The organism is Methanocalculus taiwanensis (assembly GCF_024372745.1).
Classification (GTDB): Archaea; Halobacteriota; Methanomicrobia; order Methanomicrobiales; family Methanocorpusculaceae; genus Methanocalculus; species Methanocalculus taiwanensis.
The window spans coordinates 73,168-97,665 of sequence record NZ_VOTZ01000006.1; the positions used below are offsets into that span (position 1 = coordinate 73,168).

General features: G+C 46.0%; 18 protein-coding genes and 2 pseudogenes. 17 read left to right on the forward strand and 3 right to left on the reverse strand.

Annotated features, from left to right (window positions below; translation table 11 throughout):
* Positions 1-23: 23 nt before the first annotated feature.
* The 15 genes from galU to FTO68_RS04270 all read left to right on the forward strand — a co-directional run bounded on the left by galU (position 24) and on the right by FTO68_RS04270 (position 19,287).
* Positions 24-893, forward strand: coding sequence for a UTP--glucose-1-phosphate uridylyltransferase GalU (galU, locus tag FTO68_RS04200; protein WP_255332130.1), 870 nt, complete (start codon positions 24-26; stop codon positions 891-893).
* A gap of 308 nt (positions 894-1,201) precedes the next feature.
* Positions 1,202-2,323 carry a GDP-mannose 4,6-dehydratase gene (locus FTO68_RS04205; protein WP_255332131.1) on the forward strand — a complete coding sequence of 374 codons (1,122 nt, stop codon included), beginning with the start codon at positions 1,202-1,204 and terminating at the stop codon, positions 2,321-2,323.
* Positions 2,316-4,172, forward strand: a complete 1,857-nt coding sequence (locus FTO68_RS04210; RefSeq protein ID WP_255332132.1) for an ABC transporter ATP-binding protein — start codon at positions 2,316-2,318, stop codon at positions 4,170-4,172. The genes FTO68_RS04205 and FTO68_RS04210 overlap by 8 nt, the downstream gene beginning before the upstream one ends.
* 82 nt (positions 4,173-4,254) lie before the next feature.
* Positions 4,255-5,256 carry a UDP-N-acetylglucosamine 4,6-dehydratase (inverting) gene (pseB, locus tag FTO68_RS04215; RefSeq protein WP_255332133.1) on the forward strand — a complete coding sequence of 334 codons (1,002 nt, stop codon included), beginning with the start codon at positions 4,255-4,257 and terminating at the stop codon, positions 5,254-5,256.
* The gene (gene pseC, locus FTO68_RS04220) at positions 5,253-6,413 is read left to right on the forward strand and encodes a UDP-4-amino-4,6-dideoxy-N-acetyl-beta-L-altrosamine transaminase (RefSeq protein WP_255332134.1); all 1,161 of its coding nucleotides are present in this window, start codon (positions 5,253-5,255) and stop codon (positions 6,411-6,413) included. The genes pseB and pseC overlap by 4 nt, the downstream gene beginning before the upstream one ends.
* An 84-nt stretch (positions 6,414-6,497) precedes the next feature.
* Positions 6,498-7,352, forward strand: a complete 855-nt coding sequence (locus FTO68_RS04225; RefSeq protein ID WP_255332135.1) for an N-acetylneuraminate synthase family protein — start codon at positions 6,498-6,500, stop codon at positions 7,350-7,352.
* A 56-nt stretch (positions 7,353-7,408) separates the two neighbouring features.
* Complete coding sequence (locus tag FTO68_RS04230; protein ID WP_255332136.1) at positions 7,409-8,407, forward strand: methionyl-tRNA formyltransferase; 999 nt, start codon at positions 7,409-7,411, stop codon at positions 8,405-8,407.
* Entirely contained in the window at positions 8,385-10,205 is a 1,821-nt protein-coding gene (locus tag FTO68_RS04235; protein ID WP_255332137.1) for a cytidylyltransferase domain-containing protein, read from the forward strand. The genes FTO68_RS04230 and FTO68_RS04235 overlap by 23 nt, the downstream gene beginning before the upstream one ends.
* 83 nt (positions 10,206-10,288) lie before the next feature.
* The gene (locus tag FTO68_RS04240) at positions 10,289-11,203 is read left to right on the forward strand and encodes a class I SAM-dependent methyltransferase (protein WP_255332138.1); all 915 of its coding nucleotides are present in this window, start codon (positions 10,289-10,291) and stop codon (positions 11,201-11,203) included.
* Between the two features lie 82 nt (positions 11,204-11,285).
* Positions 11,286-12,359, forward strand: a complete 1,074-nt coding sequence (locus tag FTO68_RS04245; RefSeq protein ID WP_255332139.1) for an ATP-grasp domain-containing protein — start codon at positions 11,286-11,288, stop codon at positions 12,357-12,359.
* 10 nt (positions 12,360-12,369) lie between these two features.
* Complete coding sequence (locus FTO68_RS04250) at positions 12,370-13,563, forward strand: ATP-grasp domain-containing protein (RefSeq protein ID WP_255332140.1); 1,194 nt, start codon at positions 12,370-12,372, stop codon at positions 13,561-13,563.
* Between the two features lie 233 nt (positions 13,564-13,796).
* Positions 13,797-15,047 carry an ATP-grasp domain-containing protein gene (locus tag FTO68_RS04255; RefSeq protein ID WP_255332141.1) on the forward strand — a complete coding sequence of 417 codons (1,251 nt, stop codon included), beginning with the start codon at positions 13,797-13,799 and terminating at the stop codon, positions 15,045-15,047.
* Entirely contained in the window at positions 15,040-16,413 is a 1,374-nt protein-coding gene (locus FTO68_RS04260) for an aspartate aminotransferase family protein (RefSeq protein ID WP_255332142.1), read from the forward strand. The genes FTO68_RS04255 and FTO68_RS04260 overlap by 8 nt, the downstream gene beginning before the upstream one ends.
* 31 nt (positions 16,414-16,444) lie before the next feature.
* Positions 16,445-17,224, forward strand: a complete 780-nt coding sequence (gene iolB, locus FTO68_RS04265) for a 5-deoxy-glucuronate isomerase (protein ID WP_255332143.1) — start codon at positions 16,445-16,447, stop codon at positions 17,222-17,224.
* Between the two features lie 65 nt (positions 17,225-17,289).
* Positions 17,290-19,287, forward strand: coding sequence for a polysaccharide deacetylase family protein (locus FTO68_RS04270; RefSeq protein WP_255332144.1), 1,998 nt, complete (start codon positions 17,290-17,292; stop codon positions 19,285-19,287).
* Between the two features lie 763 nt (positions 19,288-20,050).
* On the opposite strand, the pseudogene FTO68_RS04275 reads toward FTO68_RS04270, so the two are convergent.
* The 3 genes and pseudogenes from FTO68_RS04275 to FTO68_RS04285 form a co-directional block, all read right to left on the reverse strand.
* Positions 20,051-20,605, reverse strand: a pseudogene (locus FTO68_RS04275) (IS66 family transposase); the annotation flags it as partial.
* A gap of 35 nt (positions 20,606-20,640) precedes the next feature.
* Complete coding sequence (locus tag FTO68_RS04280; protein ID WP_368659868.1) at positions 20,641-21,462, reverse strand: transposase; 822 nt, start codon at positions 21,460-21,462, stop codon at positions 20,641-20,643.
* A pseudogene (locus FTO68_RS04285) lies at positions 21,440-21,616 on the reverse strand (transposase); the annotation flags it as partial. The pseudogene FTO68_RS04285 and the gene FTO68_RS04280, both read right to left, overlap by 23 nt.
* A gap of 115 nt (positions 21,617-21,731) precedes the next feature.
* On the opposite strand from FTO68_RS04285, the gene istA reads away from it, so the two are divergent.
* Entirely contained in the window at positions 21,732-22,676 is a 945-nt protein-coding gene (gene istA, locus FTO68_RS04290) for an IS21 family transposase (RefSeq protein WP_255332145.1), read from the forward strand.
* A 103-nt stretch (positions 22,677-22,779) separates the two neighbouring features.
* Positions 22,780-24,423 (forward strand): IS1634 family transposase, encoded by a 1,644-nt coding sequence (locus tag FTO68_RS04295; protein ID WP_255332146.1) that lies wholly within the window; start codon positions 22,780-22,782, stop codon positions 24,421-24,423.
* Positions 24,424-24,498 lie beyond the last annotated feature (75 nt).

Consider the following 24,498-nt stretch of genomic DNA (forward strand, 5'->3'; position numbering starts at 1 on the left):
CCTGCACCGGAGACCTGCCGCTCATGACCGTCAAAAAAGCCGTCATCCCGGCAGCTGGCCTCGGCACCCGGTTCCTGCCGGTCACGAAATCGATGCCAAAAGAGATGCTCCCGATCATCGATGTGCCGGTGATTCATTATGTTGTGAAAGAAGCACTTTCCTCCGGGATTGATGATATCATCATCATCACCGGCAGGAGCAAGCGGGCGATCGAGGATTACTTTGATGATGCGCCGGAACTTGAGATGCATCTTGCAAAGAATCCGAAGAATGCCGAGCTCCTTTCCATGGTACAGGACATCTCAAAACTTGCAGATATCCACTATGTCCGGCAGAAGGAGCCCCTCGGCCTCGGCGATGCTGTTCTCCGGACCGAGAAGCATATCAGCGGCGAGCCATTTGCCGTGCTCCTCGGCGATGATATCATCAGGAATACCACTCCCTGCACCAGGCAGCTGATCGATACCTACAACCGGTACCGCTGCTCGGTGCTCGCGGTTGAGGAGGTGTCAGATGCGATGGTCTCAAGCTACGGGATCATCAAAGGAAAACCCCTTGAGGACTCGCTCTCCCTCTTAGAGGATATCATCGAGAAGCCATCCCTCGCCGAAGCACCATCCCGGATGGGTGCCATCGGCCGGTATGTCTTCACCCAGGAGATCTTTGAATGCCTTCATTCGACCGAGAGGGGCGTCGGCGGCGAGATCCAGCTGACCGACGCGATCCGGCTCCTGAACGGCAGGCAGAATATCTATGCGTACGAGTTCTCGGGCCGCCGGTATGACACAGGGGACCGCATGGGGTACCTGGAGGCTATTATTGATATGGCGCTTGAGCAGGAGGAGCTGCGGGAGGAGTTGATGGCGTATATGAAGGAGGTTGTGGGGAGGTGAGAGGTTTTTCCATAAATCTCTCGATATTCTCAAGATTATTGGGTTGTACAGGTCTCGATGTTTTGAAAGAAGTCACCTCCGTCCTCCAGGGGGGGCACCCCTCAACCCCCTTTCCGGTCTCCGGTGAAGGCGATCCTCCTGGTCACCGAGCGGGGCTATCCGCCCCGCCAAGAGGATATCAGCGCTTCGCGCTCATGAGGTTTGATTGGGTATTTCAAAATACAGGTTATTGTCTTGTGGCTTGTGTTCAACCAACGAAACCCTTGGAGAAGTTGAATTGAAACTGGGATAAAAACTGAAAGAAAGATATGGGTGGAACGTTAAAGTGGATATACACATGGGAATTCTCACCAAAGGAGAAGGGGCTGATTCAGATAAATTCAGATAATAGTCAAAAAGCCCTCGTCACCGGGTGTGCTGGGTTCATCGGGAGCACCCTGACCGATCGGCTGCTGGCAGACGGGTTTGAGGTGATCGGGATCGATCGGTTCTCGGACTACTATGCCCGTAATCTCAAGGAACAGAACCTTGCCGCTGCCATCCAGCACCCCCGGTTCACCCTCATCGAAGCGGATATTGTCGAGATGGATGCATTTCCGGCAGTCGACTATGTCTTCCACCTCGCCGCCCAGGCCGGTGTCCGGGCATCCTGGGGCAGGAGCTTTGATATCTATACCCGCGACAACATCCAGACGACCCAGCGGCTGCTTGACTTCTATGCAACACATGCAGCCCCTGCCCCTGATGCCGATTCCGCTCCTGATGCTGAATCCACACCACCATCTTCTCGGCTGAGGCGCTTCGTCTACTCCTCCTCATCCTCAGTCTACGGCGACATCGAGCTCCCGATGCGTGAGGACCGGATGGTGCAGCCGGTCTCCCCCTATGGCGTCTCGAAGCTCGCCGCCGAGCACCTCTGCTACCTGTACTGGAAGAATTATGGGGTGCCGACCGTCTCGCTCCGCTACTTCACCGTCTATGGGCCCCGGCAGCGGCCCGACATGGGGATTAACAAGTTCGTCCGGGCCATTCTGGCAGGAGATTCGATCACCATTTATGACGATGGCGCCCAGACCCGCGACTTCACCTATATCGATGATGCGGTGGAGGCGAATGTGGCGGCTGCTCTCTGTGATACTAACGAAAGCAGCGTCTGCGGAGAGGCTTTCAACATCGGCGGCGGGAACCGGATCAGTGTCATCGATCTCATCCATGTGATCGAAGACGCCACCGGCAAGGCCGCCGTCCTTCACCATGTTGAGAAACAGAAGGGCGATGTCCAGGACACCTGGGCTGATGCTGTGAAAGCGAAGGAGCGCTTTGGATGGCAGGCCAATGTACGGATTGAGGAAGGGCTGGCGCGGTATGTTGCGTGGATTACTGAGAGGAAGATGAAAGTATGGAAGAAAGGAACCAGTTCTAATGACTGAACAGATACTCCATGCCGGGTATGTAGCCCAGATGATGCATAGCATGAAATACCGCCTGAGCAGGGAGCTGAAGCGTTACAAACGGACCTATACAATCCTTGAATATTATTCCCGTGGCCTGAAACTCCACCTCCTCGCCCTCGTTATCTTCAGCATGCTGCTTGGGTTAATGGAGACCTTCCAGATCGTCCTCCTCTACCCGATATTGAATGCTTCCTTTGATCTGACAGAGGCGGGGCTCCCGTTCTTTGAGCCGATGTATGATTTGGTGCGAACGTACATCAATCTCCCCGAGGTCATCGCGTTCTGTCTGCTCTTCATCGGTTTTGTGATTCTGACGTTTTTTGCAACAATAATCTATAAAATCACCTCATTGCAGTTCACAAAAGCAGTTATCGTCAAAACGAAGGGATCTATTTTTGATAAACTCAAAGAAAACGACTACCGGTATTTCGTAGAGAACAAGCAGGGCGATGTGCTATATAATGTGGTAAGTGCTCCGGGAAAGATCAGAATTTTCCTAGATTACGCAACACGGATATTCTCAGATATGGTTGTTGCCCTCACAGTTCTTGTCACACTTTTCTTTATGAGTCCGGTTGCAATGGGAATTCTGCTTGCTGGGGGCATCGGATTTATCATTGTTGTCCGTTTTGTTGGAAACAGAGTTTCATACCTCATCGGTAAAGTGCAGATGCAATCAATATCATCAGAAAATGCGGTTATTTCGCAGTATATCCAAGGTCTACGACAGATTCGATCTGTCCATGCTGATAGTTATTGGCAGAAGCAGTATACCAAAGCCCTTCGAACGTACTGGGATAAGTATACACGCTATCGGTTTACTGAAACACTTCCGGCGGTCCTTTTACAGATGCTCTTCTTCATCGGGATAGCGGGAGTTGTGATTGCCCTCTTTTATATCCATGCCGATCGATTCATCTATGTCCTCCCTCTCATCGGGACATTTGCTTTCTCTGCACTCAAGATCCTGCCTCGTCTTTCAAACATCGGGCAGCATAATATGCAGATGATGGATGCGTATCCCGATCTGGAGCGGATCCACGCCTTTCTCAATGACAGACGATACAACACCATCCAGAACGGGACTGTTCCCTTCGAGGAACTTACCTCTGATATCGTCTACGAGGATGTCGGGTTCCGGTACTACAAAGCCCAGGATCTCATTGAGAATCTGAACCTCACCATCCATAAGAACAAGGTGACCGCCCTCGTCGGCCACTCGGGATCAGGGAAGTCGACGATCATCTCGCTTCTCCTCCGATATTATGATGTCACCAGCGGCAGAATCCTCCTCAACGGGATCGATCTCCGGGAGTTTGATATTGCGACATTCCTTGAAAAGATCGGGTACGTGAGCCAGGACACCTTCATCTACAATGCCTCAGTCCGCGAGAATATCGCCTTTGGCGGCGACTACACGAATGAGCAGATCATTGCCGCCGCAGAGCGTGCCAATATCCACGCTTTCATTACCTCCCTCCGCGATGACTACGACTCAATCGTTGGCGATCAGGGGCTAAAGCTCTCCGGCGGCGAGAAGCAGCGGATCGCAATCGCCAGAGCGCTCATTCGCGAGCCCGAGATCCTGGTGCTGGACGAAGCGACAAGCAACCTTGACAATGAGTCGGAGGCGATCGTTCAAGAGTCCATCAACCAGATATCAAAGACAGTAACGACCTTTATCGTGGCGCACCGGCTATCGACGATCCGGCGGGCAGATATAATCTATGTAATGAGTAAGGGGAGGGTTGTGGAGAGCGGCTCACACGAGAATTTAATGGAGAAGCAGGGGCGGTATTATGAGTTATATAAGAGGAGCGGGTGATATGCTCTCAAAATTCATAAATTCAATTGCAAATGATAAATACACTCTAAATCTGTAATTATGTATTAGGAGATAGCAAATCATGTTTAACAACAAATCAATCCTCATCACCGGGGGCACCGGCTCATTCGGCAAACAGTTCACAAAGACCATTCTGGAGCGATATGATCCAAAGAAAGTGATCATCTTCTCCCGCGATGAGCTGAAACAGTTCGAGATGTCGCAGATCTACAACCAGAACTGTATGCGCTACTTCATCGGGGATGTCCGCGACCGCGATCGCCTGACGATGGCAATGCGGGGTGTGGATTATGTGATCCATGCCGCTGCACTGAAGCAGGTGCCGGCGGCTGAATATAATCCGATGGAATGTATCAAGACGAATGTCTATGGTGCTGAGAATGTTATCCATGCGGCGCTTGCCAATAAGGTTCAGAAGGTGATCGCACTCTCAACCGATAAGGCGGCAAATCCGATTAATCTCTATGGTGCAAGTAAACTCGCCTCTGACAAGCTCTTTATCGCGGCGAACAATATCGCCGGGCAGGATCCGACCCGATTCTCGGTGGTGCGGTATGGTAATGTGGTCGGATCACGGGGGTCAGTTGTTCCCTTCTTTAATAAACTTATAGCCGAAGGCTGTGAACATCTCCCTATCACCGATCCTCGTATGACCCGTTTCTGGATTACACTTCAGCAGGGGGTTGATTTCGTCCTAAAAAACTTTGAGCGGATGCAAGGGGGAGAGCTCTTCGTCCCAAAGATACCTTCCATCAGGGTGGTTGACCTGGCAACTGCGATGGCACCTGATCTGCCTCAGAAGACCATCGGCATTCGTCCGGGCGAGAAACTCCATGAGGTTATGTGTCCTGGTGATGACTCTCACCTGACGTTAGAATTTGGTGATCATTATGTGATCCGGCCCACGATCCAGTATGTATATCATGTCGATTTCAATGTCAATAAGTTAGGTGAGAAGGGTCTGGCTGTTGAACAGGAATTTGAGTATCATTCCGGACGAAATCCTCATTTCCTCACCATTGAAGAGATCAAAGAGATCAATCATATTGCAGGGATAGAATGATCCCATACGGACGGCAGGATGTCACAGAAGCAGATATTGATGCGGTGGTCGAGGTTCTGCGATCGGATTTCATTACCCAGGGGCCTGCCGTCCCCAGATTCGAGGATGCAGTGGCGGCTAAGGTGGGTGCTGAGCATTCTGTTGCCGTGAATAGCGGGACATCAGCACTGCATGTGGCATGTCTTGCGCTTGGGCTTGGACCGGGGGATCGGCTCTGGACGAGCCCAAATACCTTTGTAGCCTCCGCTAACTGCGGGAGATACTGTAGGGCTGATGTGGATTTTGTTGATATCGATCCTCTTACCTGGAATATGGATCTTTCAGAGTTAGAAAGGAAACTGATGCAGGCTAAAAAGGATGGGCAGCTTCCGAAGGTGTTGGTGCCGGTGCATTTCGCCGGTCAACCCACTGATCAGAAAGAGATCTGGGAGCTTGCAGAAGAGTATGGGTTCTGGGTGATTGAAGATGCCTCCCATGCAATTGGTGCTTCCCGGAATGGGGAGCCTGTTGGAAGCTGCCGCTGGTCTGATATCACGGTTTTCAGCTTTCACCCGGTGAAGATCATCACTACCGCTGAAGGTGGGATGGCACTCACCAATGATGAGGAGCTTGCAGAGCAGATGTCTCTCTTCCGGACACATGGCATCACCCGTGAAGCAGCCCGTTTGCAGCAGATGGCTCCCGGCCCCTGGTACTATGAACAGCAGCAGCTTGGATTCAACTACCGGATGACCGACATCCAGGCGGCGTTGGGCTTGAGCCAGCTGCCCCGATTAGAAGAGTATGTCTCCCGTCGCAATGTGCTGGCAGATCGATACAATGCTGCTTTCAAGGATCTTCCTTTGCAGCTCCCAATCGTATTACCGGAGAACCGTTCCGCATATCATCTCTATGTTATCAGGCTCAAACTGAATGAGATACAGAAGACGCACCGGGAGGTATTTGAGGAGCTACGGCAGAAGGGGATAGGGGTGAACCTACATTATATGCCGGTGCACCTGCAACCCTATTACCGTGAGCTGGGATTTGTAGCGGGGCAGTTCCCTGAGGCAGAGAGGCATGGAGACGAGGCGATGACGTTGCCGTTGTACCCGAAGATGATGGATGATGAGCAGGAACGGGTGATTGTTGCAGTGCGCGAGATTACGGAAAGATGAAACGAGGTATATTGAGAGGGATGGATGAATGTTTATGAGTGATATACTGATCAGCCTGAGGACAGAGAAGGGAGTTTGTATCAAATGATGCCTCAATTTGTTGCCGAGGTTTCAAGTAATCATTATAGAGATCTTGAACGGTGCCACCAGTTCATTGATACTGCTGCAAAGATCGGGTGCAGTGCGATAAAATTCCAGCTCTTCAAAATTGATGAACTCTTTGTACCGGATATTGTTGCAGCGAGGCCAGATATTCAGCGACGGAAGAACTGGGAGCTTCCGGTTTCTTTTATCCCTCACCTTGCAGAGCGATGCAGAGAAAGGGGCATCCAGTTTTCATGTACACCTTTTTACCTTGATGCTGTTGCAGAACTCCTGCCCTACGTTGACTTCTACAAGATTGCTTCCTATGAACTGCTCTGGAATGATCTTCTCACTGCCTGTGCAATGACAGGAAAGCCGGTTGTTCTCTCAACAGGCATGGCTACACTTGAGGAGGTTCGAAATGCCGTTACAGTTCTCCAAAAATCCGGCTGCTTAGATCTGACACTGCTTCATTGCGCATCTGTCTATCCGACTCCGGCTGAAAAATGTAATCTAGCAGCTATCGAAACTCTCAGATCAGAAACCGGATGTACGACCGGATGGTCCGATCACAGTGTCTCACCTCCGGTGATCTATCGCGCAGTTCACCGATGGAGATCCTCGATGATAGAGTTCCACCTTGATCTGGATGGTAAGGGTGAGGAGTATTCAGGAGGACATTGCTGGCTTCCTGAAGAGATGAAAGAGGTAATTGAGACGGTCAGACTCGGGTATACAGCAGATGGAAATGGTCTCAAAGAGCCTGATCAAAGTGAAATGAGAGAGCGCGAGTGGCGAGCCGATCCAACTGATGGACTGCGTCCACTTCGGTCAACACGTAGACTTAAGGAATAAAAATCTAACTTGATTATTTCTTCGACAATGAAAAGGCGTGTTAATAGGATGATCAGATGACAAATGGCAACGACAATAATAAACTGAGAATAGCATTTCTAGGAACTTATCATCCTGCTGTACCTACATTTCGAGCATTGGCGAAAAAAGGCTGGATTTGCATAGCGGTGTTGCCTGAGGAGTCTGGGTATAAAAATAACGAGTTGCTTGATTGTATTCTAGAATTCAACATTCCTTGGACCTATAATATAAATGAAATAGTTAATTACTCCCCAAATATTCTTATTGCAGCGAATTATCCAAAGATCGTGCCAAGTTGTTATCTCGATATGTTTCCCTGTATTAATACTCACTGGAGTTTATTGCCCAGATGGCGGGGTGTTCATCCAACTGCATGGGCACTTATTAACGGAGATGAAAATATTGGTTTGTCTGTGCATTTGATGGGAAATGAATTTGATACAGGAGCTATTCTCACTCAGGACTCAATGAGAATTACACCTGATTTAACTATCAATGAAATCCATGTAAAACTTGCACAAATGCAAGCATCCAGTGTTATTGCTGTTCTTGAGGATTACTTACAAAATGGTCATTTCACCGGATATGAACAAGATCACAAATGTGCCACTTATGTCCCCCAAAGAGTGCCAATTGATGGAATTATTAATTGGGGGAATTCCACCTCGCGTATTGAAGGGTTAGTTCGGGCACTCCCCCTGCCCAAATATCCTGGAGCATTTACGTATCTCGACTCTCAAAAAATTATTATCGTATCTGCAAAAGCGGCTGATTGCCCTCCCTATCATTGCACTCCCGGACAGGTTGTAAGAGTACTTGGAGACGGTTCTGTCTGGATAAAAACCGGGGATACCTGTTTAATTGTTGAAAGAATTGCTATTGAAGGGGAGGAAGAAATAAAAGAGGCGTCAAAATTATTAAAAAGGGGTATGAAATTAGGTTATAATCCTCAAATCGAAATTGCCAAATTAAAAAATAAAGTTAAATTTTTAGAAGAAAAAATCAGTGAGATTGAAGACAAAATTAGGAAATAAGATGTCAACGACAATTGCAGTTGTGCAGGCTCGAATGGGGTCGTCCCGCCTTCCCGGAAAGATGCTGAAAAAAATATCCGGAACGCCACTTATCGATTACGTGTTCTGCCGCTTGACAAAAGCCACCAAACCGGGAGGATTACTGGATCAGATCATATTAGCCACATCGGTTAATCCAGAGAATGATCCTCTTGTGAAGCATGTATCGGAGGTATGGCCACAGGTAATTATCATCAGGGGTTCCGAAGAAGATGTCCTGTCGAGATTCATATTGGCCATCGAAAAGACCGGGGCAACGAGTGTTGTGCGGGTTACCGGCGATTGCCCATTCATAAATCTTGATGCTATGGGTAAGATGATCGACGCTCTCCGTTCAGCTGGTGCAGACGTTGTAAACTATCAGGCAGGGCACGAGTACGTCGATAAGGGCCTTGAGACTATTTCAGCCAGCGCTCTCAGCAGGCTTGCTGAAGATCCTTATCTCACCTCTCAGGGAAGTGAGCACGTCACCAGCTTGATGTACAAGCATCCCTCACGATACAAGGTATGTTATATCGAAAGCGAACCATATCTGCGCAGGAATGATATCCGGTTAACTGTCGATACAGTAGAAGATATCCAATTCTTTGAAGCGTTACTGCCATTATTGCCAAAAGAAATTCATAATGTCAAAATATCGGAGATCATAACTCTTCTGGATCAACGTCCGGATATTGTCGCTCTCAATACGTATGCCGGAAGAAAAAGTACAAAACACGAAAGGGCCAGATTGGGTTTTCGCTGTGATGGTAATACAGATATTGGTCTTGGCCATATCGTTGGCTCTCTTCGTCTTGCCGAATTGCTTCGGAGAGGACTGAATATCGGAGCGGAATTTGTTGTACGCAGAGATCCTGCAGCATTATCTCTGGTGAAACAAACGAACATCCCCGTAGAGGTATTACCCATCGATATTTCGCCTGAAAGCGATATCAGACGGATAATAGAAAAAGTTCATGAGTCTGACTGGGATGGGGTTGTACTTAACTTTTCAAAGACAGACTTAGAACGATATGCCCCATTCTTTGGTTTGTTGAAAGAGGCAGAAATTTGCCTGATCTTTATGGACAATCCCCTTCCTCCAAGTTGTTATCTTGGTGATCTTTTGATAAATTCCCTCCCGCATCCGGATTATGAAGGATATACTCCTCAGGATCTGCCACACTGTTATGATGGTTTGGAGTATTTCATTCCCGGATTTACACGTTCGGAATCTGAAAGGGTAATTAAACAGCAGGTTGAAAGGGTACTTATCAGTATGGGGGGGGGTGATGCATCAAATCTCACCTCACTGGTAATAAAGGGACTGTCCATTGCTGCGTTTCGGGGTTACGTAGACGTCATCCTTGGAGCAGCATGCCCTCACCGTAACGAGGTTGAAAGAGAATTTAATACCAGCAATTTACAGGGTAAGATTAGTTATAATGTATCGGATATGCCGGAAAGGATGAGTCAGGCAGATATTGGGTTTTCATCATTGGGGCTGACAACATATGAGATGGGATATTCGGGCCTTCCAACATGTATTATAGCGAATAACGAGTTTAATGGTCATGTAGCTGAAGCGTATTCGAAACGCTATGGTGCGGCACGATATATAGGTTCTAGCCCTGACGTCACGCCGGATATGGTCGCGAACACGTTTATCAAACTGATGGAGAATTTGGAGGAAAGGAAAAGAATGTCCGATGCCGGAAGAATAATTGGGCAGAGGAATGATGTTATCACACCATTAATTGATAATATGTTAATTAGATAGCCATAGATAGTATTGCTTTTTACATTTGCTAGAAACTATATAGCTAAAATTCTAAACTAATTTATAATGAAGAGAGTGAAAAAATGCCTGCTAAACTACAGTGGAATCAGCACTCTGGTTACAGAGTGGAGTCAGCCAAAGGTTTTGATGTAATTGAGTGTGAACGGTGCGGTTTCAAGCATATCATCCCAATACCTAGCACAAAGGAACTGGAAGAAGCTTATCAGCATGAATACTACACGCGCGAAAAACCACTTTATCTAGAGAGACATCGGGAAGATCTTGACTGGTGGAACCTCGTATATGCAGAGAGATACGAAGTTCTGGAAAATTTCTTAAGTGAAGATCGGCGCCGGATGCTTGATGTTGGCTCCGGTCCCGGATTCTTTCTTCTCCATGGGAAAAATAGAGGGTGGCAGGTAAAGGGGATTGAACCATCAGTGCAGGCAGCAGAGCACAGTTATGGGTTGGGACTTGATGTTATCAATGACTTCTTTTCAGAAGAGAGTGCAGCACTATTTGGTAGGTTTGATGCAGTTAATATGAGTGATGTGCTTGAACATATCCCTGAACCAGCTTCAATCCTGTCTTTGGTGTATGACCAGCTCGATGAGGGCGGACTTGTATGCATATCGGTTCCGAATGATTTTAATCCATTTCAACTTGTTTTACGTGACCAGATGGGATTTAAGCCTTGGTGGGTTGCGCCACCACATCATATTAATTATTTTGATTTTGAATCACTTTCGAAATTGATCCAGAGATGTGGATTTGAGGTTGTACATACGGAGGCAACATTCCCGATTGATATGTTCCTGCTAATGGGTGATAACTACATTGGGGATGATGGAATAGGACGAATCTGTCATGCGAGGCGTAAACAGTTTGAGATGAATCTATATCGTGGGGGTATGAGTAAAGTAAAGAGTGAACTGTATGAAAAAATAGCATGTGTGGGTCTTGGCCGGGAAGTTGTTATATTTGGGAGAAAGAGATAATAATGCAATACTTTTATTGAAAAATTCTAGTTAATGTTGTATTGCTTTCAAGAGGATAAACAAGAATAGCTGGAGATATTTGATGAGGAAAGCAGTTATTGTTATTGGCGCAGGTAAAAGTCAGGTTCTTGTCATAAAAAAAGCGAAATCTATGGGTTTTGCTGTCATAGGGGTTGATAGGGATAGAAATGCTCCTGGTTTCACTCTATGTGATGAGAAGGTTTATTTGAGTACGTATGAGTCACAACCGATTATTGAGCGAATAAAAGACCTTATGACCGTATACGATCTAAGGGGTGTGATAAATCGTTCATCTGGCGTTCCTGTTGTAACCTGTGCAGATATCTGCTCTGCATTTCACCTTCCTGGCGTTGCTACCCAAGCAGTAAAAAAAATCATCGATAAATCCCAATTGATATCTTTTTGCAATAAAAACAATATTTCAGCTCCGCATTGCATAGCAGTTAATTCATTCAAAGAATTGAATCAATATACAGTGCGGTATCCGTGTATTGTAAAGCCTGCTTTGTCAACCGTAGGGAAATGTGGAGTTACTCATGTTGAAAGAGAAAAGGAACTTGAACAAGCTTTTAAGAAAGCAAAAAAAATTTCAGTGACCGGTTTCGTTAACATTGAGGAGTATATCGAGGGTCGTGACGTTTCGTTAATATCTGTGGTTAGAGATGGTGTAGTTTATCCTATAACCCTTCTTGATGAAATAAATACTAGAGATCAAAGCGGAGAAATTGTTGGAGTTGGTTTCGCTGTCCCCTCAATATTTACAAATCAAAACGAGGAATTAAAGATCCATGCTCTTGCTGCAGATGTAGTCACAACCTTCAACCTTGGCACAACAATATTTATAATGTCATGTCGATGTAATTTCAAGGATAATCCTAGGCTCATAGAGATACATCTGGATTTAGGAGGAGATTTAGTTTTGGATCAGTTAATTCCGGCCAGCACAGACTTTGATATTGTATCGTTCTTTATCAGGGTTTTAACCGGAGATGAGCCGAAAGTCTTTAAAAATGATTTCACTCCTGCAGCTATAATTTATGGGAGGGAGGATGGTCTTATTTCGGAGAGAGGATGTACCTTAATTCAACGTAATTCAAGAGAAGAATTATCAAAAGTATTAGATTCTTTATTATGAGGGGATTACCGTGCAACGACAAAAAGCACTTATTCACATTGGTGCGGGAGCCATGCAAACTCCTGCTATTAAATATGCAAAGCATCTCGGGTTATACCTTGCAGTCACGGATAAAAATAAAAATGCACCCGGCATTCAGTATTCTGATCGCTATGAACAGATTGATGGAACTGACATTGACTCACTTGTGAATCTTGCTCATACTCTCTCTAATGATTATGAGTTAATTGGGGTCTATGCAAGTAGCGATTTTGGTTTGCCTGCAGTTGCAAAAATCTCGGATATTTTTGATCTTCCAGGTGTATCGGAGGAAGTTGTTTCAATTTCTCTAAATAAGATAAAAGCAAAAAAAGTTTGGAAAAAGTTTGATCTTCCCGTACCTATTGGCGACGAAGTACATAGTCTCGATGAGATGCTAACATCGGTTAAACAAATTGGTTTCCCCCTGATTTTAAAACCTGTTGATAGTTGTGGAAGCCAAGGAGTTCGTTCTGCATCTGATCAATCAGAGTTAGACCAAGCATACAGTGAAACGTCATCTCTGGCTCGGACGATAATGATAGAACAGTTAGTACAAGGCCATCATTGTGATGTAAATGGTTTGTTTATTGAGGGGGTCTTTCACCCCTGTGGAATCTTCGAGAGGTTTTTTTCCGAACCGCCATTACATTATTCACTGATGGGGATACAACCATCTTTACTAACTGAACTACAGGAAAGTGAGGTCTATGCTATACTCGAATCCGCTGCAAGAACGTTGGGGATTGTTGAAGGACCCGTAAAGGGTGATTTTATTGTCACAGATCATGGCCCTGTTATTCTCGAGGTTACTCCTCGTTTTCATGGTGATGTCTTCACCCAGTGGGTCACCCCTAATGCTGTAGGAGTTAACCCGGTTGAAGCTTGGTTTGCTTACTTGGCAAAGAAACCTTTTACTCTAACAATGAAAAGGGGGCAACATGCTGGGTGGAGAAGTCTGTTTCCAATCCAAAGTGGGCAATTGAAAGGTGTTGAGGGTATTGAGGAATCTTTGAAAGTGCAGGGTGTGACCAATATCTTAATTTCGAAAAAGATTGGCGATATGTTGAAAGATCCAAAGGACAATACGGCGTTGTGCGGTTTTATCTGGGCAAAAGCCACAAATAGAGAAGAACTTGTGAACATACTTGATGAGGCATCTGCTAAAATAAAATTTATTGTTTGAGGAGGTAAGCTTATGTCATTTATTCTTGGAAATGGACGATCCCTTTCGAAGAAAGTATAAGGCAACAGGCAGGTCGATACTCACAGATTGCAATTGACTTGTTAGAATCTAAAACATTGAAAAATCCAAGAAAACAATGGATTTTAGAAAAGGTAAGTAAATCGGATTGCTGAATGACCATGATTAGGGTGCGATATAATGATCAGCAAAAACCCTATATATCTTTCCCAACTATGATGAGCAGTATTCTTATCATTGGCGCAGGTCCAAATCAACTCCCTGCCATCCGTATGGCCAGGGAGCGCGGGTATCGTGTGGTGGCTACGGATATGGATCCGGACGCAGAGGGTTTTGCCCTGGCCGATGAATTCGGCATCGTCAGTACGCGAGACGTAGCAGCGACCGTTGAGTTTGCACGACATTCAGCTATGAAGCACCCCATATCAGGTGTCATGACCATGGCGTCCGAGTCTGCCATGACCGTCGCTGCGGTGGCTGACGCTCTTGGACTGCCCGGTCTACCCCCCGTGGCTGCAGAAAATGCAACCAACAAGGTAAAACGACAGTTATTATTTAAAAAACATGGTATCCTGTCACCAAGATTTGCAATAGCACATGATGCACACGATGCATGTAAAAAGTCGGAAGAACTAGGATATCCTGTTGTTGTAAAGCCTGCTGATAGCGCGGGTTCACGAGGAGTGCAGAAAGTTGAGAATTCTAAACAGATGGAAGATGCTGTTGTTGAAATACGAACAATATCTACAATCACTGAAATATTAATTGAAGAATTCCTGACAGGAACAGAACATAGTATTGAAGGCGTTGTTCTTAATGGAAACGTAATCTGGGCCGGATTATCTGATCGCAACTATGATAAAAAAGAGATTTATCCTCCATACTTTTTAGAGGATGGTGATACCATGCCGACTTCACTCGATCCCGACATCGTTCGTGCTGTCGAAGAAGCAGCAACAAAAGCGGTTCATGCACTTGGAATCACCTGGGGTCCGGTCAAAGGAGATATTCTGATTGATGATACAAAAGGAATCCGTATCCTTGAGATGGCGGCCCGTCTCTCGGGCGATTATTTCTGCTATGAAACCATTCCTTTGCATAATGGCATTAATTTACTAGAAATTGTAATGGATATGTCCATGGGTTACCCGATTGAGAGAGAGAAACTCACTCCAAAATATAATCAAGGGGTTGCTTTACGGTATGTCTGGCCAAAGCCTGGACGAGTCTGCTCAATCAAAGGTATTGAGGAAGCCAGATCACTTCCCGGGGTTCACTTTGTAAAATTTGAACCCCGATGGCGTGACATTGCAATTGGTACAGATATTCAGCCAGCAAAATCCATGGGAGAGAGGGTGGCTTCTGTTATGGCGTCTGCCGAAACCCGTGAAAAAGCTATTGAGATTGCGGAAAAAGCAGTATCTTTGATTAAAATTGAAACAATACCTGGTGATAACAATGGGTAGACAATTTTCAAAAAAACCAAGAGAGATTCAGTCAATACAAACAGAAAACAGGGTGATTCAAGGAAAATTACCTGTGCCAGATTCATTAGCATATCTCGATCAAATTGCAAAATTCCAACCTATTGCTGTCGATTGCCAACCTCCAATCCTGTGGGATCACGCTCAAGGAGTCCATGTATTCGATCCCTATGGAAATAAATGGCTTGATTTTTCTTCGGGAGTCTTAGTCGCAAATGTGGGTCATTCTCACCCTCAGATTCAGCAGGCTGCGGTTAACGAGATCGAACGGGGAAATATGTTCTCATACTGCTTTCCTTCTGCAACTGGTGCTATTCTTGCGAAAAAAATTGTAGATCTTGCACCATCAACACTGAACAAAATATTTCTCCTTACTACCGGATCAGAAACAACCGAATGTGCAATCAAGTTGTGTAAAACCTATGGCCAGTCGATTGATCCCAACAAAAAAATAATTGTCACCTTCATAAATGCATTCCATGGCAGAACTATGGGTGCACAAATGGCTGGTGGTGCACCTCAGGCTAAAAAATGGATTGGAACAATAAATACGGATTTCATACAGGTTCCTTTTCCTGATGGATATCATTGTAAAGAACGGAGTTTTCATGTATTTGAGAAGACACTTGCTGAAATGAACATCACTCCCAAACAGATAGCCGGGGTGATGATGGAAAGTTATCAGGGTGGTGGTGCGAGTTTTGCACCTGAAGAATATGTCAGAAAGCTAAGAGACTTTTGTGATAACCACGATATTCTTCTGGTCTTCGATGAAGTGCAATCAGGTTTTGGCAGAACAGGAAAGTTATTTGCTTTTGAACATTATGGTGTTATCCCGGATATGGTCTGTCTTGGGAAAGGAATCTCCAGTTCACTCCCATTGGCAGCTATACTTGGACGATCAGATATATTAGATCAATATGGACCAGGGGACATGACAAGTACGCACGGGGGTAATCCTGTAAGTTGTGCTGCTGCCATAGCAAATATTGATATATTGATTCGGGAGAATCTGGTTGAAAAAGCCGATGAGATCGGTAGATTCCTCTTTACCGGACTGAAACACATATGCGATAAATATTCTTTATTTATTGGTGAAGTGCGTGGTCGAGGCATGGTATATGGTATCGATATCATCCATGACGAGACTAAAGAACCTTATGCAGACCTTGCGTTTCAGATAGTCCAAGAATGCTTTTATCAAGGCCTGTTACTCTTTGCTCCTGTTGGATATGGAGGTGCAACAATTAAGATCTGCCCGCCATTGATTATAAACGATCTTCAGGTTGCTGAAGGACTTCAGGTGTTTGAAGAGTCCTTTCATAGGGCTATAATCAGTTTGCGGTGATTTAATGGGAAATGATTTACTCTACCATGGTATGACTGCCGAACACGATATTATAGATATTGTTTCTCCCGATAATGCACCCCTTACTTATATTAGGTTTGGAGTCTCCAAAATTCGTCAGTATCAGGAATTTCGAATCAAGGAGGACAGAAATGAATGTATCATAGTTCTTCTCTCCGGGACGATCAGAATCACACATTCTGGGACTCAAACAGTTGAGTTATCAAGAACCTCTGTCTTTTCCGAAAGAGCCTCTGCACTTTATATCCCTCCAACAAGAAGTGCATCCCTTTTTGCAATGCAGGATAGTGAGATGGCTGTTATTCGCACCGATCCAAAGGACAGAATGGTTGCTGACAATACCATCGTTATTAAACCTGAAAATGTAAAAACACGCATTGTCGGTAAAAAAAGTTGGTGTAGAACAGTCCAGGATATCATCCCTGTTGATTTCCCTGCTGGAGTTCCCGTTATTGGAGAAACAATAAATGAGCCCGGAAAATGGTCTAGTAGTCCTCCTCATAAACATGATATGGCGAACCCTCCGAATGAGAGCAGACACGAAGAGATCTATTATTATCGTTTGGAACCAGAGCAGGGATTTGGACTTCAGAGGATATATTCTTTAGATGGAGATCTTGACCACACCTATACTGTTAAGCAGGGTGATGTTGTGGTAATTCCAAAAGGGTACCATCCTGTTGTAGCTGGACCTGGATATCAGCTCTATTATCTATGGGTTTTGGCGGGGGAACAACGTCAGACACTATTGTCTGAGGATCCTGCACACAACTGGATACATAATGCATAAGATCCTTAAATGATAAGAAAGACCATTGTTCACAACTTGAAATGTTTCATAATAAGAGTGGTTCTATGACGCACCCCCCCCTTCAATTCATTGTTGACCCGCTACACCTCTACTCCATCTTCCACCTCAACCTTGCCTACTCGTCCATCGAAGAAGAGCAGCGCCCAGAGGTCATTGAGAAATGCTACTGGCCGTTGTTGAAACTTGCGCGGCGATATAATCTGCCTTTTGGTATCGAAATCCCGGCATATACCCTGGAGTCGATCGCTTCCATTGATCCTGCATGGATTGGGGAGCTGCGCCGCCTCACCACAGATGGACCCTGTGAATTCATCGGCAGCGGTTACTCGCAGCTGATCGGTCCGATTGTTCCGGCAGAAGTGAATGCAGCAAATCTCAGGATAGGTAATGCCGTTTATAAGGAACTGCTTGGATTTGTTCCAGGGTTGGCATACATCAATGAACAGGCATACTCCTCAGGAATTCTGCAGCATTATTGTGACGCAGGGTACCATGCGATAGTGATGGAATGGGAGAACCCTTATAGATGTCACCGGGAATGGAATCCAGAGTGGCGGTACCATCCTCAAGTTGCCTGTGATGAGCACGGGAATAACATTCCACTTATTTGGAATATGTCCATTCCCTTCCAGAAATTGCAGAGATATGCACATGGGGAGATGGAGCTATCGGAATTTATTGAATATATTGTTACTCATCATCATGCACCAATGCGGTTCTTTTCCCTCTATGGGAATGATATTGAAGTATTTAATTTCCGTCCCGGACGCTATCATACCGAGGCAGACCTTGAATATGACGAGTGGGGCCGAGTCAATGATCTTTATGCCGCGCTGAAGAAGGATCCAAGGTTTACTTTTATATCGCCTGGCAGGCTCCTGGAAGGACTTTCCTCTCAAAATGCAGGAAACATGCTCCATCTGGAGTCTCCGGAAGAGCCGATACCTGTCAAGAAACAGGGGAAATACAATATCAGCAGGTGGGCGGTAACCGGCAGAAATGATCTGTATGTGAACACTGCATGCCATCAAATTTATTCTCACTACATTCAGTCGGACTGCCAGGATGATGATACCTGGCGTGAACTCTGTTACCTCTGGAGCAGTGACTTCAGAACGCATATCACCGAGAAACGATGGCAGAAGTATATCGAGCGGTTAACCCGCGCTCTTGAGGTGATTGGATACGAACGGGTATCTGGTCAGCGCTCAGGAGAACACAGTTGTGATATGTACGGGCAGAGTAAGCCAGGGAGAATTCACAAGACCGATCGCCACCTTCTAATTGAGGCGGGTGATATCAGGCTGAAACTAAACCTGAAGAGAGGTCTTGCAATTGAAGCCTTATGGAATACGTCACAGTCTGATAAGCCGTTGATATGCACATTGCCGCATGGATATTTTGAGGACATTCGGTTTGGTGCTGACTTTTACTCAGGCCATATGGTTATTGATGCTCCAGGGCAACCAAAGATCACCGATCTTGTTCCGACGACTCCCCGGATAGAAGAGAGTGAGGCAGCTATCAGAATAGAAGGAAACATCTCCACCCCGGTAGGGGAGATTGAAAAAGCAGTCACCATCTCAAAGTATGATGGAACTATAGAGTTAGAATATACGTTTGGGGATGTACGGATCCCAAAAGGCTCCTTCCGGCTTGGATATATCACTCTCAACCCCACTATATTCGATGCCGAAACTCTCTATTATTCATGTTGTAATGGGGGGTATGAACCTAAAACATTCTATATAAACAAAAAAGAGATAGATCATGGAGATCCGGTATCTTTCCTCGTCTCCGCATCTCAGGGTATAGGGATGACGAATGGAATGGTGACAATTGGAGATGCTGAAGAGTCAATTATATTGGATGTTGATATGACGTGTTCCGCTCCGATTGGACTTGTTTCTCACCATTGTGTAGATGATCAGTACTTCTTCAGAATTGGTTTTTCACTGGGTGAGATGGATGAGACCATCCGCCATGAGTGCCGGTTGGAGGGCTGGTCGCCTAAGTTTCGGATGCGGATACGGACGGGGTGAGGGATATTGAGAATCGATGATCGGTATGGAAAAAATTTTGAGAGTTGTCAACCCCGAACTTTTCCACATATAGGGCATAATCTCTTCATATAGAACTCTTTTCATCAAACCAAGGCCACACGACCAAAAGATCTATAAAGTATTATTCCCTAATATTATTACAGCCTACCTTCGGCAGTAAAACTCACTTTGCGAAACCGCTCCCTTGACCAGTTGAATTTTCTCACTCCGAATCAACAATCAGCCGTCCCCAGCGACCTCTTGCCCATCGTCTCAAGTACTACTGGCACTTGTGGCAACACATTTCGTTGCGCCGATCCGAATTGATCCCCCCTCTCCTCTCTCAACCTCGGTTTTCAGGACAGAGTATCCACTCTCGTATTCCACGCACATACTGGCAAGAGCGAAGGATTACCCGATCACAAGTCAACCTCCAGCAGATGCAACCATGTCTTCAGATGTGGTCGATGCACCTTCGTCTTACAGATGTCAACGTCGGTCTAGAAATCCCCAATTGCGTCGGGATAAGACTCCCCACTTTCGTCGGTTTAAGATTCCCCAGTTTGGTTGAATCATCCGGAAGGATGCATACCGAAAAGCCATTCGTTTCGCCACTACCAGGCAGTATCTGGTTGATATCGAATGGTCAACGAGGAGGATTATTTCATGATTAGGGATCGTGCTCGTGAGCAGCAACAAGTGACAGGACGGGTCAACATAAGCGAACTCTCCCGGGAAACCGGATTTGATCGAAAGTAACTGGTCAGCTATACCTGTAAGCCACAGTGGGCATGAAGGGTTCTCTCCTGAATGCTCCTTTGATGGCGGCAAGTACTGACCCCTCATTCTTCTTCACAGTGGAGATATATCCTCGTACCCGGCAGAAGTTCGCCACTCCCTCAACACTCCTGAACGAGCCCGAGATCTTCTGCTGCACCTTCACCATCCTGATGTCGCGTTCTGCAAGATTGTTTGTAAACGGGACTCTGAAATCTGCCATGAACCGGAGGATCTCAGTCTGGTACTTCTGACACCGCTCAATTAGGTTCTGTGGCCGGGTATTTTTCTTCTTCCCACGTTTCCTTGGAACAGGTTCGGTGGAAAGAGGATTTTCAGCAATTCCTGTCTCGATGATCTCATCAAATCGTCTCTGGAACTCCTCTATCTCGATCTGGGAGAGAGAATCTGCTGATTCAGGGGCCTCCTGTACCGCAGTATGGATCTCAATCAGCAGATCCTGCATTACATCGCTCCAGTTCTTGCCGAAATTCTCCGATATTCCTTTGAGATCGCGGAGTATATAAGCATTACAGACGGCATGTTCACACGGGTATTTGAACCCAAACTATGCTCTCACTTAGGGAATAAATCAAGTTTCAACTTCTTCTCCAGCTCCCGGACCTTCTTCGGCACCTCAGTGATCTGATCAAATCCGTCATAGGAGATCCGCATCACCTTTGAAAAGATCAGGAGAACATCTTTCGGAGAATACTCTGACGTCAACCCGGCCCTCTTAATAACTGCCTGGAGCTTGCAATAGAGATACAGGCAGAGAAAACCTACAAACAAGTGTCCACAAACAGCGCTCCGATCGCCGAGATACAACACATCTGCCTGCACTTCATTTTTCAGCGTATCAAAGAACCGTTCAACAAGATCACGGGTTTTATAGAGTTCATAGATCTCTTGAGGAGGTTTATCGACATTTGAAACGAAGAGGATGCGTCCCGCCAGCTTCTCCCTGCTCTTCGCTTCATTCTCGGTAATATCTCCCTTCTTAACGTTCTTAAAGAGTGTCTTGAACTCCTCTAGTTCCAAGTCCTTGTCTTCGAACAAATAAAGGAACTTCCCTCTCATCTCTCGTTTGCCGCCACGAATCAGTCGTTTGTGGTACAGAAACTTCTCTTTAAGATGAATCCGCGTCTCGAAATACGTGCTATTCCGCCGTTGTGGAACAACAGCAGAACAATTTCGCTCAAATATCCCCTGCAACACCTCCTCTGAGACAAATCCCCGATCAACGATGAGGATCGCATCCTCGAGTTGCAACTCATCCATTGAGGGAAGAAGTGTTTTGACATCCTTCACAGATCCGGGAATGATAACGTACCTTTCTTTCTGTAAATTCTCTGACCCTGCTCTCCTTGGTTGATCATTCTCTCTCGTCCGACAAATATCTTCTGCCTGTAACCCACTCTTCGTTGATGTCCATTAGGATAGCTCCTATGAGTCTAAGGAGGGACTCGTCATTCGGGAATACCCCTGCAACCCTTGTTCTCCGTTTCAACTCTTTATTCATCCTCTCCATCATATTTGTCGTTCTGATTTTTGTCAATGGCGGTGTAAAAATGCTCACTTGTGGCGGCCTAAAAGTGCTCACCTGCTAACCTCTCTGTACCAACAGAGAGGGAGCAGCAATGGTGATCGCAGAGGAGGGATTTTTTATGATCCGTGACCTTCACAACCAAGGATACAACCACAGCGATATATCTCGCATAACCGGGTTCAATCGTCGAACCGTGCGAAAATATCTTGCAGCTGATGAATTGCCAAAGAAACAAAAGCGAACTGGGAAACACAGTAAGCTTGATCCTTTTAAAGACTATATCACAGAGCGAATCACCGCATATCCTCTCACTGCCAGGAGAATCCATCGGGAGATTCAGGAGAGGGGATATACTGGCGGGTACACCATCCTCAAAGACTACATCAGAACCATTCGCCCTCAGGATATAACACCAGCCATCCTCCGTTTCGAAACACCGCCTGGCAAACAAATGCAGGTAGATTGGGGTGAATGCGGGAGCCATGAGGTAGATGGCAGAAAGAGAAAGATCTACGCCTTCAGTGCCATCCTGGGATACTCACGAATGCGCTACATGGAGTTTACCCTTTCAACAGATGTGTACACACTGATCCAGTGCCATAAGAATGCATTTGACTACTTCGGAGGAATTCCTGATGAGATCCTCTACGATAACATCAAGACCGTCATCATCAAACGAGCCATTCGGGCACGGGATCACACCTGGAACGCGAAGTTTGAGGATTTCTTCACCCACCACGGGTTTATTCCCCGCGTCTGTAAACCCTATAACCCCCAGACAAAAGGAAAAGTCGAAAACTCCATCAAATTCATGAAGAAAGACTTTCTCCTTGGCAACAGGTTCACCTCATTCCCAGACATGAACCAGAAACTCCTTCACTGGTGTAACCGGGTGAACGGGGAGATCCATGGCAGCACCCATGAGATCCCCTATAACCGATTGAAAGAAGAGATACTTACCTCTCTGGGTTTGATCAAGCCGTATATCATTCGCCGTGAGGAACCACGGAAGATCCTAAGAGATGCTTACTTCTCTTATAATTCACAATCCGCACCCCCATAATAATTCATATTTAATTATAATTTCATTTAATTATGTACTAACTAGTACAACTATTCTTTAACTTAATGATTAACTATAAATTCATGCTCATTCTATATCCTTCATGCCGAAACAGAGGGAGAAGAACGGCCAGACCAAGATGGATCGCCTCTATCCGAAAACCAAAATGAGTGTTACCGATCCGATCAAAGAGATCAGGAATCTGGTGGATCGTATACCGGAATCACCCTCTCCAACACAGATAACCCCACTCATTGCCTTAGTTGTTCGGTCAATCCTCGACCAAATCGGGTTTGTTGACCTGGTAAATGAAACAGTATCCTGGGATCCACATCAGTGTTCGATCAGCCCGGGAAACCGAGCGCTCACACTTGTTCTACTGCCCTTTCTCTCCACCAAGCAGCGGGTTGCACTGGTTCATGTGAGACAGCAACTCGAAGATATCGATACAGAACTGATCTTTGGATCAGATATCCCTGCCACATCGTTCACTGACGATTGTCTCGGAAGGTTCCTTGACAAGTTCGCTGATGCCTGTCCCTCAAACTTCTTTCAACAGCTCTCTCTCCGGGCCTATGCCACCTATGATATCCCACAATCACTGATCCTCCATAGTGACGTAACATCACATGAGGTCTGTGGCGAGTATGATCTCGATGAAACACCAGATGCTCATGGCCCGACAGTCTGTTTTGGCCTCAACAAAACCGGTCGAAAGGATCGCAGGATCTTCCAGACAGGAGTCGTCTCAGATGGCAATGGACTGATCCGGTATTGCAGAACCATGAATGGAAATCATGCAGATTCCGTCTGGAATATGGAAGCGCTCACCGTTCTACAGGAGATCTTCGGGGAAGAGTTCAGAAACCATACCTATATTGCAGATTCAAAACTCCTCAACCGTCCCAATCTGGAGGTCTTAAACCGACAGGGATCTGAAGTGCGGTTTATATCCCATACTCCTGCAAATTTCGCAGGGAAACTTGCCGATACATACAGATCGATCGCCCGTGAACGGAATCAGTGGACAGACCTTGGGCAATGTTGTACCGATGAGGAGGCGCACGATAAACGGGCAACCTACCGTTCACAGAGATTTGAGGTTGATCTCTATGGATTGCCCTATACACTTGTCGTCTATGAAACATCGGCAGCAGATGAGAGGGTGCAGAGCCAGATAAAGAAAGATACGACTACGTTGGAGGAATTGATCCAGGAGAAGAAGTTCAAAACGCCATTTGCCTGTGAACCTGATGCACTGAGGGCAATTGAAGAACTGCATGAACAGTCCCGGAAACTGCTTGTCCAACCGTTAATCGAGATTGAATCCAAGACAAAACAACGATGGCCACGAGGGCGGAGGGGAGAGGAGACGAAACCTCTTGAAGAGTGGACGGTCTACCATGTCCGGGTGAAGGAGATCCGTGTGCACGAGGAACGCGTGAGAAAGTTCAGAGAGAAGAAGGAAACATTCGCTCTCCTGACAAATCATCACGAATCGGAGATGGATGACAGGTCAGTGCTCCGGCATTACAAACAGCAGCACATTGTCGAGAATATTTTCCGGACAATGAAATGGTCGGTTATGGCAGACCGGATCTATCTGAATAATCCAAAACGGATCGATGCCATGATGACGATACTGTATGTCTCGTATCTTGTGATGGGAATTATGCAGATGAACGCACGGATGAAGATAACGTACCTTTCTTTCTGTAAATTCTCTGACCCTGCTCTCCTTGGTTGATCATTCTCTCTCGTCCGACAAATATCTTCTGCCTGTAACCCACTCTTCGTTGATGTCCATTAGGATAGCTCCTAT

Excerpts from the sequence above, each read along its gene's own strand:
- galU (WP_255332130.1), top strand. The coding sequence starts at position 24 with ATGACCGTCAAAAAAGCCGTCATCCCGGCAGCTGGCCTCGGCACCCGG.
- FTO68_RS04205 (WP_255332131.1), top strand. The coding sequence starts at position 1,202 with ATGGGTGGAACGTTAAAGTGGATATACACATGGGAATTCTCACCAAAG.
- FTO68_RS04210 (WP_255332132.1), top strand. The coding sequence starts at position 2,316 with ATGACTGAACAGATACTCCATGCCGGGTATGTAGCCCAGATGATGCAT.
- pseB (WP_255332133.1), top strand. The coding sequence starts at position 4,255 with ATGTTTAACAACAAATCAATCCTCATCACCGGGGGCACCGGCTCATTC.
- pseC (WP_255332134.1), top strand. The coding sequence starts at position 5,253 with ATGATCCCATACGGACGGCAGGATGTCACAGAAGCAGATATTGATGCG.
- FTO68_RS04225 (WP_255332135.1), top strand. The coding sequence starts at position 6,498 with ATGATGCCTCAATTTGTTGCCGAGGTTTCAAGTAATCATTATAGAGAT.
- FTO68_RS04230 (WP_255332136.1), top strand. The coding sequence starts at position 7,409 with ATGACAAATGGCAACGACAATAATAAACTGAGAATAGCATTTCTAGGA.
- FTO68_RS04240 (WP_255332138.1), top strand. The coding sequence starts at position 10,289 with ATGCCTGCTAAACTACAGTGGAATCAGCACTCTGGTTACAGAGTGGAG.
- FTO68_RS04245 (WP_255332139.1), top strand. The coding sequence starts at position 11,286 with ATGAGGAAAGCAGTTATTGTTATTGGCGCAGGTAAAAGTCAGGTTCTT.
- FTO68_RS04255 (WP_255332141.1), top strand. The coding sequence starts at position 13,797 with ATGATGAGCAGTATTCTTATCATTGGCGCAGGTCCAAATCAACTCCCT.
- FTO68_RS04260 (WP_255332142.1), top strand. The coding sequence starts at position 15,040 with ATGGGTAGACAATTTTCAAAAAAACCAAGAGAGATTCAGTCAATACAA.
- iolB (WP_255332143.1), top strand. The coding sequence starts at position 16,445 with ATGACTGCCGAACACGATATTATAGATATTGTTTCTCCCGATAATGCA.
- FTO68_RS04270 (WP_255332144.1), top strand. The coding sequence starts at position 17,290 with ATGACGCACCCCCCCCTTCAATTCATTGTTGACCCGCTACACCTCTAC.
- istA (WP_255332145.1), top strand. The coding sequence starts at position 21,732 with ATGATCCGTGACCTTCACAACCAAGGATACAACCACAGCGATATATCT.
- FTO68_RS04295 (WP_255332146.1), top strand. The coding sequence starts at position 22,780 with ATGCCGAAACAGAGGGAGAAGAACGGCCAGACCAAGATGGATCGCCTC.